We start from the raw sequence: 16546 nt of genomic DNA, 5'->3' as shown, positions 1-16546 counted from the left end.
TCGCCCCATGAACGACTCGCCCTGCATCTTCGCGCCACTCGGCCATCCGTACTACCTCACCGCGCCCGGCTACAAGCAGACGTCGGGCGGCGTGCGCGCGATGCACTACCTGTGCCACGCGCTGAACCTGCTCGGCTACGAGGCCTACCTCCAGACCGCGGAAGTGCACCCGGGGCTGCGCACGCCGTTGCTGACGCAGGAGATCGCGCAGGCCCACTTCGAAGCGGGCCGCAGCCCGGTTGCCGTGTATCCCGAGATCGTCGAAGGCAATCCGTTCGGTGCACGCTGCGTCGCCCGGTACCTGCTCGCGGAGCCCGGCCGCATCAACGGCAACCCGATCGACCTGGCGCCGACCGATCTCGTGTTCTCGTTCGGGCCGTCGATCGTGCCCGACGGATGGCAGGCCGACCTGCTGAGAATGCCGCTCGTCGATACGCGCATCTTCCACTGCGACGGCGTCGACGACACGACCCGCAGCGGCACGGCCGTGTTCCTGAACCGCCACCTTCGCCGCGGCGGCAACTTGCATCCCGCAACAGCCGAATCGATCGAGATCTCTGGCCGCGTGCCGGAACGCTCGGCGCACGAACTCGCCGAACTGCTGCGCCGGGTCGAATGCGTGTACCTGTACGAATGGTCCACCATCGCGTTCGAAGCACTGCTGTGCGGCTGCCCGGTCGTGTGCATCCTCAACGACGCGTCGATGTCGAACGCGGAACGCTGGGTGATGGGCGGCAAGGGCATCGCCTGGGGGCTCGATCCGCACGAGATCGCGCACGCGAAGGCGACCGTGCATGAAGCACGCGACGTCTACCGGGAGGAAGAGGCAACGTTCTGGCAGCAATTGCGGCACTTCGTCGACAAGACCCAGGCACGCGCCAGCGAACTCGACGCCCGGCCCGGTTCGCCTGGCTCAGGCGCGCGGCCGGCAGCGGTGCATGCGGTGCGGCGCATGGCCGTCGTGTGCGCCGAACCGGTCACGCATCCGCACATCCAGGCACGGTTCGGCACCCCGTTCGGCCGGCTCGATCGCGAATGGGTCGTCGACTTTCCCGTCGGCAGCAACGGCATCGACCTCGACGCGCTGCAGCGGGCGGACATCGTCGTCCTGCACGGCGCGGTCGCGAGCCTGCTGTCAAGTCCCGCGCTCGAACAGATATTCGCGCTCGGCAAGCCGGTCGTCTGCGATCTCGACCGACCGCTCGACGCGCTCGCGCTCGACGGTCCGGTGATCGCAGGCAGCGCGCGGCGGCTTGCCGCGATGTACGACGCGATCCGGCGCGCCGATGCGCTGGTGGTACCGTCTGACGCGATCGCGCGCACCTTCCGTCATGTCAACGCGGCAGTACACGTGCTGCCCGGCGATGCCGAATGCGCCCGCCACGGCACGCTGTACGCGTGGCTCGCCGAACAGGGCCGGCGGCCGGCTCGCGCACCGGCACCCGCGCCGGGCGGTGCGCACGCGCTACGCGCGTGGCAGAAGAAGCGTCTCGTCGCGTATGCGCTCGATCCGGTCGACGGCGCGTCCGTGCAGCGCCGCCTCACACTGCCGTTCGCGCAGCTCGGCAACGATTGGGAATTCGTCTGGGGTACAACCGACGGCCAGGCGATCGCCACGGCCGACGCCGTGCTGCTCGATCGCCACACGCCGGGTCTGCTGTCGCTCGACGGACTGCGCGCGATCTTCGACTTCGACAAGCCGGTGATCTACGCGACCGACTGCCCGCCGCCCACGGCGCAAGACGATCCGGCGTGGACGGGCATCGCGTACACGCTCGGCAACGCATGCGCTGTCGTCGTCCCGACGCCGGATCTCGCGAACCGCTACCGGCCGTGGAACCCGCGCGTGTTCGTGCTGCCCGACAGCGTCGATCTCGACCTGTTCCTGCGCCCGGTGCCGGCCCGTGCGGATGACCGCGTGACCATCGGCGTCGCGGGCGACGCGTTGCTGCCGGTCAATTTCGCACGCGTGGACGCCGCGCTGCGTGCGGTCTGCGCACGCCACGCCGGCCGCATCGCCGTACAGTTCTTCGGTACGCACTTGCCCGAAGGCTGGGCAGACCATCCGGCAGCCGAATTCCGGCCCGCGCCCGATACGTACCGCGCGTATGCTCAGCAACTGCGCACGCTGGACTGGGATATCGCATTGATGCCGCTCGCCGATGCCGATGCTTACGCGGCCAGCGCGATCCAGCGTCAGGAATTCGCGGCCGCCGGCATCGCCATCGTCGCGAGCGACCTGCCGGCGTTCCGCATCGGCATGAACGACGGCGACGACGTGCTGCTTGCCGGCGACGACCCGCACGCATGGGACGGAGCGATCGACCGCCTGGTCGCGCAGCCCGCGCTGCGCCGGCGGATTGCCCGCACCGCGCAGGCACGCGTGCGCAAGGGCGACGCGCTGCAGGCGCAACTGCCGCTGCATCGCGAGCTCTACCGGGTGTGCGTCGAACGCCAGGGCACGGCCGTGCAGTTGCCGCCGCGCGAAGCGCCGATTCCCGGCGCGCTGATCCTCGATGCCGCCGGCAACGGCGAACGCGTGCAGGCAGCGCTGCAGATCGTCGCGGCTCGCGCCGAGCAGGATTTGCTGAGCGTCGTGCTGACGACGTCATCCGGCCCGCTGCCCGAGTGGACGGACCGGCTGCGTTACCTGCGGGCCGCGCCGCAGGAGTACGCGGCCACGGCCGATCAACTCGCCGCGATGCCCGCGTTCGACTGGGTCACGATCATCGACGCAGCGGAAACCGAAGCCGGTGACGATATTCAGGAGACGACCGCCGCAGATGCGGCGATCGATTGACGAAGGCGCGCGGACCGGCGCGCGCCTTCATGACCGGGCACGCTCAGCTCGACGAGCATCCGCCGCAACTGCTCGAACTGCACGAGCTGGAGCTGCACGAACTCGACGAACTGCAGCTCGACGACGAGCCGCCGCTGTCGGACGAATCGAATGACCCGCCGCCCGATTTCGCGGCCATCGCGCTCGCCAGCGGCGACGGCGCCATCACCGTGCCCGAGTATGCGGCCCACGCAGTGCCGGCCAGCGCGCCAGCGCCGAACAGCGCTGCCGTCCATAACAGCGTGTCCGCCCCGTCACGTTCGTCGCCCGGCGCGTCGCGCGTGCCCTCGACATTCCGCTCGACCTGCACGTTGCGCGCCGATCGTGCATCATGCGAGACCCGACGCGCGATCAGCGCGGCCTGTCCGCCGGCTGTCGCGCCGCCCAGCCTGAAGCCTCGCAGGCGCCGCGCGAGCACGCGGTACGCGATCGCAAAGGCCACCATGCAGATGGCGAGCAGCAGCACGGGCCGTCCGCGGCTCAGGCCGACCGCCAATTTCGTGGCGCCCGTGCCGAGCACGAGCAGCACGATCGCACGCGCGGCCATGCGCGACGCGCGCATCTCGCCGACCAGCCAGTACCAGCCCTGCCCGTGCAGCCCGTCAACCGCCTCCTGCACGTACCGCGCGAGCCGTTCGCGAAACACACCGTAGCGCACGATGCCGGTCGACTGCCCGTTCAGCCAGGTACAGACTTCCTCGTAACGCCCCGCACGATTCACATCGGCGATCTGCACGTAGCCGCCTTGCTTCGGGACGGTCCACAGGTCGATCGCCCCCGCATGCGCGAGCGACATCGTCACGACCTGCGCGACCCGCGACTCGCCGCCCATCAGATAGGCGGCTTCCGTCGCCGACATGTCGCGCTTGGGCTTGCTGCTGCGCCAGCCCCAGCGTCGCCACCGGTACTCGATCCAGTGCAGGCCGGCGATCAGCAGTAGCGCAGCCACGCAAGCCGGGACGTAGAACGCAAGAAACTGCGGCCCCGTGTAGTTCAGCACGTTGAAGTCCTGCGCCGATGCGCAGGTTGCAGCGACGCTCGCAGCAGCAGCCGGCCACGCGAGTTTCGGCAGCCGGTTGCGCCAGGTGCGGCGCGGCGCAGCGGTAGCCGGTTCGTCCGCCTGCGGCGTCGGCGCATCGACCGACTGATCGACGGGGCGCGGCCAGATCGATTCCGGCGGCTCGCAGCCGAACAACCGCCGATAACTGTCGAGCGTGTCGCGATAGCGCTGCGCGTACACCGCACCCTCGTCCGGCGCACCCGTGCCGGGCATGTGATGCAGCCGCGCGCGCAGCACGCCGGCGCAGAAGACGTCCCAGTATTCGAGCGTGTACTGCAGGTGGAAATGCCACGCGGCATCGACCGCGACCGACGGCGTGACCGGGTGCCCGGCCGCCTGCGCGAGGAACGCGAAGCGCTTGTATTCGTCGATCACGGCCAGCGCGTGGGCCTGCGACCAGCCTTCGGCTTCGGCGAGGCGCCGGCTGTACGGCAGCGGCGAATTGGGATCGTCGGGGGAATACGCGCTCAGCCGCGCAAGCAGCGCCTGTTGCGCATCGGTCAGTGCGCGGGCATCGACTGCGGTCGAGGGAGACGGAATGGCAGCCATCGGGAGTCGGCGCGATGCGCGGACGGCCGCCGCGATCGACGCTTGAGTTGTCGTTGCGGGCGATTCTCGCACAACGGCGGGGCAGCGCGACACCGCGACGCGGCACACCTCAGGCGCTCACCGCGCCGCACGTCAACCGATCAGAAGTCGAGCTGCGCAAGCGTGATGCCGAGCGCTGCCGCGATCTTCCTGCGCATCGGCTTGCGCAGCTTCTCGCGCTTTTCCCGTTTCGCGTAGTCCGCTCGACCGATGCCGATCCGCTGCGCGACCTCGGCCCGCGTCAGCCCGAGATACTCGCGCCACGCGCGTGCCGGCGAGCTGCCGTCGAACACGGCGCGCGTCACGACCTCGTGCGGGACCGGGTCGCGCGCGACCCGCTGCTGCGCGACATAGTCGGCGTACGGAATCACGACGAAGGCCGGCGCCCCGTCCGGCCCGTTGATGATCTGAACGGAAAGTGATTTGCTCATCCGGTGATTGCCGGTCGCAGTGCGAAGCGGCGACTCCTAGTTTCGGTCGATAGGTTCGATCAGCGTCTTCATGCGGCCCTCGGGCACGTCGAACCGGAGCGGCGAATGGTGTCGCCGGACCGGATGCGCACGCGATCGACAACCGCCATGCCGCCAATCGGCCGGGATGTTACTGCAAACGGGAAAACGAGGGTGCGGAGAAACCGCTGAAGGCCTGAACAGGCATGTTTTGGCGCGCCCGGCTGGGATCGAACCAGCAACCCCTGCCTTCGGAGGGCAGTACTCTATCCATTGAGCTACGGGCGCGTGAGACAGTGAAGCGACCCCAATATACAGGCCGCCCACGATTGGCAAGACGGCAAGGATACCCGGTTTCCCATGAAGCGTCCACCTTGCCCGACGAATGGCCGTCTGGCCGCGCTGCGTGCGGGTAAACACGCGCCATCGCACCGCTCGCCGTGATGTAAACGTTCCGTCTATAATCGTCCGTGCTTCATTGGACTGCCATTTTGCCGTTGCACCGCGCTCACAATTCCTATTCATGGAGACGAGGCAAGCATGAGCGAAGCACCCCACGAATCCCCCGTCAAAACACCCGGGCAGCTGATTGCCGTCATCATCGCGTCGTTCGCGATTCCGATCATCCTGATCGTCCTGTTCGCCAACTATGCGAACCATGCGTTCCGTTCCGGTGCCGGCACGGATGCCCTATCCGACGAACAGGTCGCCGCACGTATCGCGCCACTCGCGAAGGTCGACGTGAAGGACGCCAACGCGCCCCGCACGTACAAGACCGGCGAGGAAGTCTACAAGGCCGTCTGCGTAACCTGTCACGGCACGGGCGCCGCTGGCGCACCGAAGTTCGGCAACAAGGACGACTGGGCGCCGCGCATCTCGCAAGGCTTCGACACGCTGCTGAAGACGGCCCTCGCCGGCAAGGGCGCGATGCCGCCGCGCGGCGGCACGAGCCCCGACGACGTCAGCGACTATGAAATCGCGCGCGCGATCGTCTACATGGCGAACAACGACGGCGCGAACTTCCCCGAACCGGCCGCCCCGGCCGCCAATGCAGCGCCCGCCGCCGGCGCCGCCGCATCGGGCGCCGACGCGTCGAACGCACAGGCCGCCGCCGCGATGGCTGCGATCGCCGCGATCCCGAAAGCCGGCGAAGCACCCGCGGCAGCACCGGCCGGCGCCGATGCGGCAACGGCCGGCAAGGCGCTGTACTCGTCGACCTGCGTGGCCTGCCACGGGGCCGGCGTCCTCGGCGCACCGAAGTTCGGCAGCAAGGAAGACTGGGCACCGCGCCTGAAGGACTCGATGGATACGGTCTACAACTACGCGCTGCACGGCAAGGGCGCGATGCCGCCGAAGGGCGGTTCGACCGCGTCCGACGCCGATGTGAAGGCGGCAGTCGACTACATGGTCAACGCGTCGAAGTAACCACGCCGGGCCATCCGTAAAAAACCCCCGCGACGCTCACGCATCGCGGGGGTTTTGTCTTTCCGGTCCACCGGACCGCCGCCTCACTTCTGCAGCAGCGCCTTCAAGCTCGCGAGCCGGTCCTTCGGCGACATCGGCGCTTCTTCCGGTGTCGGCGGCGGCGCTTCGTCGAGCCCCATCTCCGGGATGAAGCGCGACGGCTCGCACACGACCGTCTCGCGCGCCCGCTTGCGCTTCTTGCACCAGTTCAGGTGCAGGCTGCGCTGCGCGCGCGTGATCGCGACGTACATCAGCCGGCGCTCTTCCTCGATCCGCTCGCTGTCGATCGGGCCGTCGTCCTCGCTGCCGCCGCGGTGCGGCATGATGCCTTCCTCAACGCCGACCAGGAACACGTGCGGATACTCGAGCCCCTTCGACGCATGGACGGTCGACAGTCGCACCGCGTCCGGATCCTCGTCCTTGCCTTCGAGCATCGACATCAGCGCAACAGTCTGGATCAGGCCGAGCAGGTTCTTGCCGGTATCGGCGAGCCCGTCCGCGTTGTGGAAGCCTTCGGCCTCGCCGTCGACGGCCGCCGTCTCGGGCTTGGTGCCCTTGCGCTTCAGCCATTCGAGGAACTCGAGCACGTTCTGCCACTTCGACTGCGCCTGCCGCTCGTCGAACGCGTCGTACAGGTACGCCTCGTAGTGGATCGCCTCCATCATGTCGTCGAGCACGACGGTCGCGGGCTCCTTGTCCGCGCGCTCGGTCAGGCGCTGGATGAAGTCGCAGAACATCCGCAGCGGCTCGACCTGGCGCGCCGACAGCCGCGCCTCGATTCCGCCCATGTACACGGCTTCGAACAGCGACACCTTCGCCTGCCCCGCGAACGAGCCGAGCGCCTCGAGCGTCGTGTTGCCGATCCCGCGGCGCGGCGTCGTGATCGCACGGATGAACGCGGGATCGTCGTCGGCGTTCGCGATCAGCCGCAGGTACGCGCACAAATCCTTGATCTCGGCCTTGTCGAAGAACGACTGGCCGCCCGACAGCACGTACGGAATCCGCTCGCGCCGCAGCACCTGCTCGAAGATCCGTGCCTGGAAGTTGCCGCGGTACAGGATCGCGTAATCGCGGAACTGCGCGCGCCGCTCGAACTTGTGCGCGGACAGCCGGAACACGACCGATTCGGCCTCGTGCTCCTCGTCGTTGCACGGCGTGACGGTGATCGAGTCGCCCATCCCGTGCTCGGACCACAGCTTCTTCTCGAACAGCTTCGGGTTGTTCGCGATCACGTTGTTCGCGGCCGTCAGGATTCGCACCGTCGATCGGTAGTTCTGCTCGAGCTTGATCAAGTGCAGCTTCGGGAAATCCTTGCCGAGCTGCGCGAGGTTCTCGAGCGTAGCGCCTCGCCAGCCGTAGATCGCCTGGTCGTCGTCGCCGACCGCCGTGAACGCGGCGCGCGGGCCGGCGAGCAACTTCACCAGCTCGTACTGGCACGCGTTGGTGTCCTGGTACTCGTCGATCAGCAGGTAGCGTAGCTTGTTCTGCCAGCGGTCGCGCACCTGCTCGTTCTTCGCGAACAGCTCGGCCGGCAGGCGGATCAGGTCGTCGAAGTCGACCGCCTGGTAAGCATGCAGCGTCGCGACGTAGTTGCGGTAGACGATCGCGGCCTGGTGCTCGTCCTCGTTCGCCGCGATCGCCATCGCCTCGTCGGGCATGATCAGGCCGTTCTTCCACAGCGAGATGATGCTCTGGATCTTGCGGATCAGCCCCTTGTCGGTCGTGCCGAGCTGTTCCTGGATCATCCCGAAGCAGTCGTCCGAATCCATGATCGAGAACTGCGGCTTCAGGCCGAGGTGCTCGGCCTCCTGTCGCAGGATCTGCACGCCCAGCGAATGGAACGTACAGACGGTGAGCTGGTTGACGGGCACCTTGCGGCCTTCCTTGCCGGGCGTGGTGAGCGTCTTGCCCTCGAGCAGCTTCGACACCCGCTCGCGCATTTCGGCGGCCGCCTTGTTCGTGAACGTGACGGCGGCGATATGGCGCGGCTCGAAGCCTTTCGCTTCGATCAGGTGCGCGATCTTCTGCGTGATCACGCGGGTCTTGCCGCTGCCCGCGCCGGCGAGCACGAGACAGGGACCGTCGAGGTAGCGCACCGCTTCGTTCTGAGCGGGATTGAGGCCTGCGGACATGATGGCGGATGGTGTTGCGGTTGACGGCGGGACGCCTGGAGGATGCCGTGCGCGACAGGCTGGCGAAGCAGGCGGACACGCGGGCAGGACGCGCATGTTAACACGTCGGCGGCGTGCATTTCGGGAGCGCCGCCGGACGGGGCCGCGCGGGCCGACCGGCCGGTCGCACCCTGTCCGTCCGGCCAATCCGGCCCCGTCCACGCTCCGATCGGCCACAATAGGTATCCCCCGGCGCCGCCCGCTCCGGCCCGATTTCATTCGTCTGAACCACCACCGGACCGACCTCATGGGATACCCGTTCGCCACTGCCGCCCTCGGCCCGCTGCTGTTCGCGCAGGGGCGCTACGTGCGGCGCGTCACGCCGCGGCTGCCCGAAGCGGCCGGCCCGCGCGACGGCGTGGCGGGCGACGGCCCGCCGCTCCGTGTCCTGGTGGTCGGCGATTCGGCGGCCGCGGGCGTCGGCGTCACAACGCAGCGCGACGCGCTGTCCGGGCAACTGGCGCATGCGCTGGCGGCCACCCACCGCGTGAGCTGGAAGTTGCTCGCGCGCACGGGCCTCACCACGCGGGAGCTCGTCGACTGGCTCGCAGCCGAGCCGGCCGAACCGTTCGACGTGGCCGTCACGTCGCTCGGCGTCAACGACGTGACGGGCGGCGTGGCGCCCGCGCGCTGGCTGGCGCAGCAGGCCGAGCTGGTCCGGCTGCTGGCCGCACGCTTCCGGGTCGGGCACGCGATCCTGTCGGCGGTGCCGCCGATGGAGCGCTTCCCGGCGCTGCCGCAGCCGCTCGCGTGGTATCTCGGGTTGCGTGCGAAGCGGCTCAACGCGGCGCTCGCCGGCTGGGCCGGCGCGCAGCCGCACTGTACGTTCCTGCGGGTCGACCTGCCGCTCGAGCGCCACCTGATGGCCGCCGACGGCTTTCATCCCGGCGAATCCGCATGCGCGGTGTGGGCCGCGCAGGTCGCGGCGGCCGTGCGGCAGCGGGCAACCGCGTGACGCGGCGTGTCGGCCGTTCACCGGGCTGCCGGCCATGCCGCGTGCGGCGTGCGGCGTGCGGCGTGCGGCGCTCAGCCTTGCGCAAAATGCCGCCCTTCCTTGCGCAAGCGCCGTTGCGCATCGCGCGTTTCGCCCAACGCGTCTGTGCAAGCAGCGGCGCCATGCCAAAATAGCCGGTCGTCTTCGCGCCGTTTCGGCGCGCCATCCTTTAGTTTCCTTCGCAGCCAAGGATTGCCATGTCGTCATTGCTCAGGATTGGTTTGATGGGTTTCGGTTTCGCCGGCGCGACGTTCCACGCGCCCGTGATCGCCACGAGCGGCCGCACTGAAGTCGCCGCGATCGCGACGGGGCAGCCCGATCGCGCGCAGGCCGCGTATCCGGGCGCGCGCGTCGTCCCCGACCTCGACACGCTGCTCAGCCTCGACGACATCGAGTGCGTGGTGATCGCCACGCCGAACGACACGCACTTCACGCTTGCGCGCCAGGTGCTCGAAGCCGGCCGCCACGTGGTCGTCGACAAGCCCGTCACGCTCACCGCCGACGAGGCGCTTGCGCTCGCACGTCTCGCGAACACGCGCAGCCGGCTGTTCGCGCCGTTCCACAACCGCCGCTGGGACGGCGATTTTCTCACCGTGCGCGACATCGTCAAATCGGGCGAACTCGGCCGCCTCACCTATTTCGCGTCGCATTTCGACCGCTTCCGCCCGACGCCGCGCACGCGCTGGCGCGAGGAGCCGGCCCGCGGCGGCGGCCTGCTGCTCGACCTCGGCCCGCACCTGATCGACCAGGCGCTCGCGCTGTTCGGCCTGCCGGAAACGGTGAGCGCGACCGTCAAGACGCGTCGCGAGAACGGCACGGCACCCGATCTCGTGCACCTGCTGCTCGGCTATCCGGACAAGGACGTCGCGCTGCATGCGAGCGCGCTGTCGGCGATCGAACCGGCCCGCTTCACGCTGCACGGCACGCGCGGCAGCTACCAGAAGTTCGGGCTCGACACGCAGGAAGACCAGCTCAAGGCCGGCCTCACCGCGGACGACGTCGAATTCGGCGGCGGCAACCCGCCCGGCCTGCTGCGCGTGCTCGACGGCGAAATCGAGGTCGAACGCCCGGTTCCGACGCTCGACGGCCAGTACGCGGAGTTCTACCGTGCGCTCGCCGCATCGGTCCGCGACGGCGCGCCGTTCCCCGTCACCGCGCAGGACGCCGTCGACGTGATGACCATCATCGAGCTCGCCGCGAAAAGCGAGCACGATGGCCGCCGGCTGCCGTTCGTGCGCCGCATGGTCTGACGCCGCGCGCCGGCCGGTCGCGGCCGGCCGGCACGCGTGCGCGTGGACCATGTCCGAACATTCGGTTACAAATGGCGGGGGAACGAAAGTCAGCGTCCGACCGGTCTGATGCGTTTCTCAAAAAAGTCGATCCGACACCAATCCGTCAGGAGAATGTTGATGCAACGGTTGATTCGCGCAGCGGCATGCTGCGTCCTGGTTTCCTCGCTTGCGGCCTGTATCGTGCAGCCGCAGCAGCCGGTCCGCCCGGCGCCCCCGCCGCGGCCGAATCCGCAGGTCGTCGCGAACGAGCGGATGCAGCAGATCCAGGGCCGGATCGACAACCTGCACCGCCGCATCGATGCGCGCGTGAACGGTGGCTACTATCCGCCGCCGTACGGTGCGCAGCTTCACCACCGCCTCGACGTGATCCGCCAGGAATCGAACGACATGTCCGCGCAGCATAGCGGCGGCCTGTCCGGCGACGAGCAGCGCGTGCTGAACCAGGAACTCGACACGGCCGCCCGCGCGATCGGCGAGTAATCCCGCCAACGCCGGCACCTGCCGGTGCCGGCAAAAAGGCGGCGGCGCCCCACGCCGCCGCTTGTCGCGAAGCGACATTCTTTTGCCCAAATTGACAAGGCTCACCCGCTCGCGTACAGTCGCCCGCACGCGTCGGGAGAGCGTGTAACCGGGTGGTTTCGACACCGGTTGCGCCGCCGAAGGGGCACACCCGCAAACTCTCAGGCAAAAGGACCGACCGCGTCGGGGAATCGCGTCCGCGCATTGCGCGGGCCACACTCTCCCCGCACTCTGGAGAGCGGCAGTAGCCCGCAGCGCACTGGTTGCGCGGGCAAGCTGCCCACCGAAGGGGCGCGCGTTCGCCCGGCTTTGCCGGCAGCGCAATCTCTCAGGTATCGAGGACAGAGGGGCATGTACCGGATCGCTGGCGGCCATCGGCCACGGCGGTCGGCACATGGCCGTTCTGATCCGCGCGCAAGCGCCTTGCCTGAGGCCTCGATGACTGCACTGAATCACACCCCGCTCAACGCCGCGCACCGCGCGCTCAATGCCCGCATGGTCGACTTCGGCGGCTGGGACATGCCCGTCAACTACGGCTCGCAGATCGAAGAACACGAAGCCGTGCGCACCGACGCCGGCATGTTCGACGTGTCGCACATGTGCGTGGTCGATTTCACCGGCAGCCGCGTGCGCGCGTTCTTCGAACACGCGATCGCGAACAACGTCGGCAAGCTCAAGACGCCCGGCAAGGCGCTCTACTCGTGCCTGCTCAACCCGCAGGGCGGCGTCATCGACGACCTGATCGTCTATTACTTCACCGAAGAATTCTTCCGCGTCGTGGTCAACGCCGGCACGGCCGAGAAAGACATCGCGTGGTTCAACCAGCTGAACGAGCAAGGCAGCTTCGGCCTCACGATCGCGCCGCGCCGCGATTTCGCGATCGTCGCCGTACAGGGCCCGAACGCCCGCGAAAAGGTCTGGACGACCGTGCCTTCCGCGCGTGCCGCGACCAGCGAGCTGAAGCCGTTCAACGCCGCGCAGGTCGCTGCCACGCCGTTCGGCGATCTCACCATCGCGCGCACCGGCTATACCGGTGAAGACGGTTTCGAAGTGATCGTCCCGGCCGTGCACGTCGAAGCGCTGTGGGCCGCACTGCAGCAAAACGGCGTGCGCCCGTGCGGGCTCGGCGCGCGCGACACGCTGCGCCTGGAAGCCGGCATGAACCTGTACGGCCAGGACATGGACGACACCGTCTCCCCGCTCGACGCGGGCCTCGCGTGGACGGTCGACCTCGCCGCGCCGCGCGAGTTCGTCGGCCGCGCCGCACTGGAAGCCAACGGCACCCGCGCCGCGTTCGTCGGCCTGATCCTGCAGAAGGAAAACGGCAAGGCGGGCGGCGTGCTGCGCGCGCACCAGAAGGTCGTCACGCCGCACGGCGAAGGCGAGATCACGAGCGGCACGTTCTCGCCGTCGATGCAGGAATCGATCGCGTTCGCGCGCGTGCCGGCCGCCGTCCAGATCGGCGACCTCATCCAGGTGCAAATTCGAGACAAGAATCTTCCCGCGCGCGTGGTAAAACTGCCGTTCGTGCGCAACGGCAAGGTCCTCGCTGCGTAACGGCCGGGAGGCCCGCCTCCCGGGAAGCCGGGAGATGGCGCCCGGCGCAACACCACACCCGGCGCGCCCCGACGGCGCGTCAGCAAAACGAACAAACCCTTTTATCAGGAGCATCCGATGAGCAACGTCCCGGCCGATCTGAAGTACACCGACGAACACGAGTGGATCCGCACTGAAGCCGACGGCACGCTGACGATCGGCATCACCGATCACGCGCAGAACACGCTCGGCGACATCGTTTTCCTTGAACTGCCGCCCGTCGGCAAGCAGGTGAAGGCAGGCGACGCGATCGGCGTCGTCGAATCCGTGAAAGCCGCGTCGGACATCTATTCGCCGGTGTCGGGCGAGGTGGTCGCGATCAACGCGGATGCAGTCGACACGCCGGAAGAGGTGAACAGCGACGCGTACGACACGTGGCTGTTCAAGGTCAAGCTGGCGGCCGGCGCATCGACCGACAGCCTGCTCGACGCAGCCGCCTACAGCAAGCTGATCGACTAATTCCCCTACCCGAACCGCGCGGCGCCGGCCAGCCGGCCCGCGCGGGACCAGAGTCACGCCATGAAGCTCGAACACCCGGACCGCCTGATGAACCGCACGCCCCTCTCGCTCGCCGCGCTCGAAACGCACGACGCGTTCGCCGAACGCCATATCGGCCCCGACGCCGCCAGCCAGCAGGCCATGCTCGACACGCTCGGCTTTGCGTCGCGCGCCGCCCTGATGGACGCCGTGATCCCGGCCTCGATCCGCCGCGCCGAAACGCTGCCGCTCGGCCCGTTCGCACAGCCGAAGAGCGAGGCCGAAGCGCTCGCCGCGCTGCGGGTTCTCGCGGACAAGAACCAGGTGTTCCGCTCGTATATCGGTCAGGGTTACAACGACACGCACACGCCGGCCGTGATCCTGCGCAACGTGCTCGAAAACCCGGCGTGGTACACGGCCTACACGCCGTACCAGCCTGAAATTTCCCAGGGTCGCCTCGAGGCGCTCCTGAACTTCCAGCAGATGGTCGCCGACCTGACGGGCCTCGCGATCTCGAACGCGTCGCTGCTCGACGAAGCCACCGCCGCGGCCGAAGCGATGACGCTGCTGCAGCGCACCGGCAAGCCGACGTCGAACGTGTTCTACGTCGCCGACGACGTGCTGCCGCAAACGCTCGAAGTGATCCGCACGCGCGCGCTGCCGGTCGGCATCGAGGTCAAGACGGGCCCGGCCGCCGACGCCGCGCAGGCCAACGCGTTCGGCGTGCTGCTGCAGTACCCGGGCGTGAACGGCGACGTGCGCGACTACCGCGCACTCACCGAAGCGATCCACGCGGCCGGCGGCCACGTGGTCGTCGCGGCCGACCTGCTCGCACTCACCGTGCTGACGCCGCCCGGCGAATGGGGCGCGGACGTCGCGATCGGCAACACGCAGCGCTTCGGCGTGCCGATGGGCTTCGGCGGCCCGCACGCCGCGTACCTCGCGGTGCGAGACGAATTCAAGCGCCAGATGCCGGGCCGCCTCGTCGGCGTGACGGTCGACGCGCAGGGCAAGCCCGCGCTGCGCCTCGCGCTGCAGACGCGCGAACAGCACATTCGCCGCGAGAAGGCGACGTCGAACGTGTGTACCGCGCAGGCGCTGCTCGCGATCATGGCCAGCATGTACGCGGTCTATCACGGCCCGCACGGCCTGAAGACGATCGCGCTGCGCGTGAACCGCATCGCGGCGCTGCTCGCCGCCGGCGTGAAGCAGCTCGGCTTCGCGACCGTCAACGACACGTTCTTCGACACGCTGACGATCGATACCGGCGCGAGCACCGCGCAGGTCCACGAATTCGCGAAGGCCAAGCGCATCAACCTGCGCCGCGTGAGCGACACACAAGTCGGCGTGTCGGTCGACGAAACGACGACGCGCGACGACCTCGCCGATCTCCTCGCCGTGTTCGCGCAAGCCGCGGGCGGCACCGCGCCGGCCGTCGACGCGCTGGACGCAGGGCTTGCCGGCGTCGCCGCATTGCCGGCCGGCCTCGAGCGCACGAGCGCATACCTGACGCACCACGTATTCAACCGCCACCATTCCGAAACCGAAATGCTGCGCTACCTGCGCAGCCTGTCGGACAAGGATCTCGCGCTCGACCGCTCGATGATCCCGCTCGGCTCGTGCACGATGAAGCTGAACGCGACGTCGGAAATGCTGCCGGTCACGTGGCCCGAGTTCGGCGGCATCCACCCGTTCGCACCGGCCGAGCAGACCGTCGGCTACCGCGAGATGATCGACCAGCTCGAGCAGATGCTCGTCGCGGCCACCGGCTACGCGGCCGTGTCGCTGCAGCCGAACGCGGGCTCGCAGGGCGAGTACGCGGGCCTGCTGATCATCCACGCGTACCACGCATCGCGCGGCGAAGCGCACCGTGACGTGTGCCTGATCCCGGCATCCGCGCACGGCACGAACCCGGCGTCCGCGCACATGGCCGGCATGAAGGTCGTGGTCGTGGCCTGCGACGCGCAGGGCAACGTCGACATCGCCGACCTGAAGGCGAAGGCCGACGAGCACGCGAAGGACCTTGCGGCGATCATGATCACGTACCCGTCGACGCACGGCGTGTTCGAGCAGAACGTCCGCGAGATCTGCGAGATCGTCCATGCGCACGGCGGCCAGGTGTACGTCGACGGCGCGAACATGAACGCGATGGTCGGCCTGACCGCGCCGGGCCAGTTCGGCGGCGACGTGTCGCACCTGAACCTGCACAAGACGTTCTGCATCCCGCACGGCGGCGGCGGCCCGGGCGTCGGCCCGGTCGCGGTCGGCGCGCACCTTGCGAAGTTCCTGCCGAACCAGCGCTCGACCGGCTACTCGCGCGACGAAAACGGCATCGGTGCCGTGTCGGCCGCGCCGTACGGCTCGGCGTCGATCCTGCCGATCTCGTGGATGTATATCGCAATGATGGGCGCAAAGAACCTGACCGCCGCCACGGAAACCGCGATCCTCAACGCGAACTACATCGCGAAGCGCCTCGCGCCGCACTACCCGGTGCTGTATTCGGGCCCGGGCGGGCTGGTCGCGCACGAGTGCATTCTCGACCTGCGTCCGATCAAGGAATCGAGCGGCATCAGCGTCGACGACGTCGCGAAGCGCCTGATGGACTACGGCTTCCACGCGCCGACGATGAGCTTCCCGGTGCCGGGCACGCTGATGGTCGAGCCGACCGAATCGGAATCGCAGGAAGAACTCGACCGCTTCATCGCCGCGATGATCGCGATCCGCGACGAAATCCGCGCGGTCGAGGAAGGCCGCGCCGATCGCGAGGACAACCCGCTGCGTCACGCACCGCACACGGCGGCCGTCGTCACCGCGAACGAATGGCCGCACGCGTACTCGCGCGAGCAGGCCGCGTACCCGGTCGCGTCGCTCGGCACGAACAAGTACTGGCCGCCGGTCGGCCGCGCGGACAACGTCTACGGCGACCGCAACCTGTTCTGCTCGTGCGTGCCGATGTCGGAATACGCATAACGCACGCGAGGCCAGGAGCCGACCGATGGTGACCGCACCGCACGCAACTCCGTGTTGCGTGCGGTTTTTTGTGCGCCACTCGAACCGGTTCACGTTTATCCGCCAATCCGGCTAACATCACACGCGA

Annotated in this window: 11 protein-coding genes, 1 tRNA gene and 2 riboswitches; of the genes, 8 read left to right on the top strand and 4 right to left on the bottom strand. The window is 68.5% G+C overall.

Annotation, left to right across the window (positions count from 1 at the left end; genetic code table 11):
- Nucleotides 1-7 precede the first annotated feature (7 nt).
- Nucleotides 8-2800: a glycosyltransferase gene (locus U5809_RS30820; RefSeq protein WP_322089284.1), complete on the top strand. Its 2793-nt coding sequence runs from the start codon at nt 8-10 to the stop codon at nt 2798-2800.
- 43 nt (nt 2801-2843) lie between these two features.
- On the opposite strand, the gene U5809_RS30815 is transcribed toward U5809_RS30820, so the two are convergent.
- The 3 genes from U5809_RS30815 to U5809_RS30805 all read right to left on the bottom strand — a co-directional run bounded on the left by U5809_RS30815 (nt 2844) and on the right by U5809_RS30805 (nt 5224).
- Nucleotides 2844-4448 carry a TIGR04222 domain-containing membrane protein gene (locus U5809_RS30815; protein WP_322089283.1) on the bottom strand — a complete coding sequence of 535 codons (1605 nt, stop codon included), beginning with the start codon at nt 4446-4448 and terminating at the stop codon, nt 2844-2846.
- 140 nt (nt 4449-4588) lie between these two features.
- Nucleotides 4589-4918 (bottom strand): helix-turn-helix domain-containing protein, encoded by a 330-nt coding sequence (locus U5809_RS30810; RefSeq protein ID WP_282507466.1) that lies wholly within the window; start codon nt 4916-4918, stop codon nt 4589-4591.
- A 230-nt stretch (nt 4919-5148) separates the two neighbouring features.
- Nucleotides 5149-5224, bottom strand: a tRNA-Arg gene (locus U5809_RS30805).
- A gap of 252 nt (nt 5225-5476) precedes the next feature.
- Between U5809_RS30805 and U5809_RS30800 the strand changes: the two genes are divergently transcribed.
- A complete protein-coding gene (locus U5809_RS30800) occupies nt 5477-6361 on the top strand; it encodes a c-type cytochrome (protein ID WP_322089282.1) in 885 nt (294 codons plus the stop codon).
- Between the two features lie 83 nt (nt 6362-6444).
- Here the strand turns inward: U5809_RS30800 and U5809_RS30795 are convergent, their stop codons facing one another.
- Nucleotides 6445-8532, bottom strand: a complete 2088-nt coding sequence (locus U5809_RS30795) for a UvrD-helicase domain-containing protein (RefSeq protein WP_176049047.1) — start codon at nt 8530-8532, stop codon at nt 6445-6447.
- A 286-nt stretch (nt 8533-8818) separates the two neighbouring features.
- Here U5809_RS30795 and U5809_RS30790 point away from each other — a divergent pair, with 286 nt between their 5' ends.
- The 6 genes from U5809_RS30790 (at nt 8819) to gcvP (ending at nt 16419) form a co-directional block, all read left to right on the top strand.
- Complete coding sequence (locus tag U5809_RS30790; protein WP_322089281.1) at nt 8819-9526, top strand: SGNH/GDSL hydrolase family protein; 708 nt, start codon at nt 8819-8821, stop codon at nt 9524-9526.
- Nucleotides 9527-9762: 236 nt separating this feature from the next.
- A complete protein-coding gene (locus U5809_RS30785; RefSeq protein ID WP_322089280.1) occupies nt 9763-10815 on the top strand; it encodes an oxidoreductase in 1053 nt (350 codons plus the stop codon).
- A gap of 159 nt (nt 10816-10974) precedes the next feature.
- Nucleotides 10975-11337: a hypothetical protein gene (locus U5809_RS30780; RefSeq protein ID WP_011350564.1), complete on the top strand. Its 363-nt coding sequence runs from the start codon at nt 10975-10977 to the stop codon at nt 11335-11337.
- Between the two features lie 123 nt (nt 11338-11460).
- A riboswitch (glycine riboswitch) is annotated at nt 11461-11564 on the top strand.
- Nucleotides 11565-11597: 33 nt separating this feature from the next.
- A riboswitch (glycine riboswitch) is annotated at nt 11598-11731 on the top strand.
- An 83-nt stretch (nt 11732-11814) separates the two neighbouring features.
- On the top strand, nt 11815-12933 hold the full coding sequence (gene gcvT / locus U5809_RS30775; RefSeq protein WP_282506335.1) for a glycine cleavage system aminomethyltransferase GcvT: 1119 nt from the start codon (nt 11815-11817) through the stop codon (nt 12931-12933).
- Nucleotides 12934-13050: 117 nt separating this feature from the next.
- Nucleotides 13051-13431, top strand: coding sequence for a glycine cleavage system protein GcvH (gene gcvH / locus U5809_RS30770; protein WP_048247841.1), 381 nt, complete (start codon nt 13051-13053; stop codon nt 13429-13431).
- A gap of 60 nt (nt 13432-13491) precedes the next feature.
- Nucleotides 13492-16419, top strand: coding sequence for an aminomethyl-transferring glycine dehydrogenase (gcvP, locus tag U5809_RS30765; RefSeq protein ID WP_322089279.1), 2928 nt, complete (start codon nt 13492-13494; stop codon nt 16417-16419).
- The last annotated feature ends 127 nt before the right edge of the window (nt 16420-16546 follow it).

It is taken from the genome of Burkholderia sp. BCC1999 (assembly GCF_905339975.1).
GTDB lineage: Bacteria > Pseudomonadota > Gammaproteobacteria > Burkholderiales > Burkholderiaceae > Burkholderia.
Note: the sequence above shows the minus strand (reverse complement) of the source record. Positions and strands in the feature narration are given on the sequence as shown.

Excerpts from the sequence above, each read along its gene's own strand:
- U5809_RS30820 (WP_322089284.1), top strand. The coding sequence starts at position 8 with ATGAACGACTCGCCCTGCATCTTCGCGCCACTCGGCCATCCGTACTAC.
- U5809_RS30815 (WP_322089283.1), bottom strand. The coding sequence starts at position 4,448 with ATGGCTGCCATTCCGTCTCCCTCGACCGCAGTCGATGCCCGCGCACTG.
- U5809_RS30810 (WP_282507466.1), bottom strand. The coding sequence starts at position 4,918 with ATGAGCAAATCACTTTCCGTTCAGATCATCAACGGGCCGGACGGGGCG.
- U5809_RS30800 (WP_322089282.1), top strand. The coding sequence starts at position 5,477 with ATGAGCGAAGCACCCCACGAATCCCCCGTCAAAACACCCGGGCAGCTG.
- U5809_RS30795 (WP_176049047.1), bottom strand. The coding sequence starts at position 8,532 with ATGTCCGCAGGCCTCAATCCCGCTCAGAACGAAGCGGTGCGCTACCTC.
- U5809_RS30790 (WP_322089281.1), top strand. The coding sequence starts at position 8,819 with ATGGGATACCCGTTCGCCACTGCCGCCCTCGGCCCGCTGCTGTTCGCG.
- U5809_RS30785 (WP_322089280.1), top strand. The coding sequence starts at position 9,763 with ATGTCGTCATTGCTCAGGATTGGTTTGATGGGTTTCGGTTTCGCCGGC.
- U5809_RS30780 (WP_011350564.1), top strand. The coding sequence starts at position 10,975 with ATGCAACGGTTGATTCGCGCAGCGGCATGCTGCGTCCTGGTTTCCTCG.
- gcvT (WP_282506335.1), top strand. The coding sequence starts at position 11,815 with ATGACTGCACTGAATCACACCCCGCTCAACGCCGCGCACCGCGCGCTC.
- gcvH (WP_048247841.1), top strand. The coding sequence starts at position 13,051 with ATGAGCAACGTCCCGGCCGATCTGAAGTACACCGACGAACACGAGTGG.
- gcvP (WP_322089279.1), top strand. The coding sequence starts at position 13,492 with ATGAAGCTCGAACACCCGGACCGCCTGATGAACCGCACGCCCCTCTCG.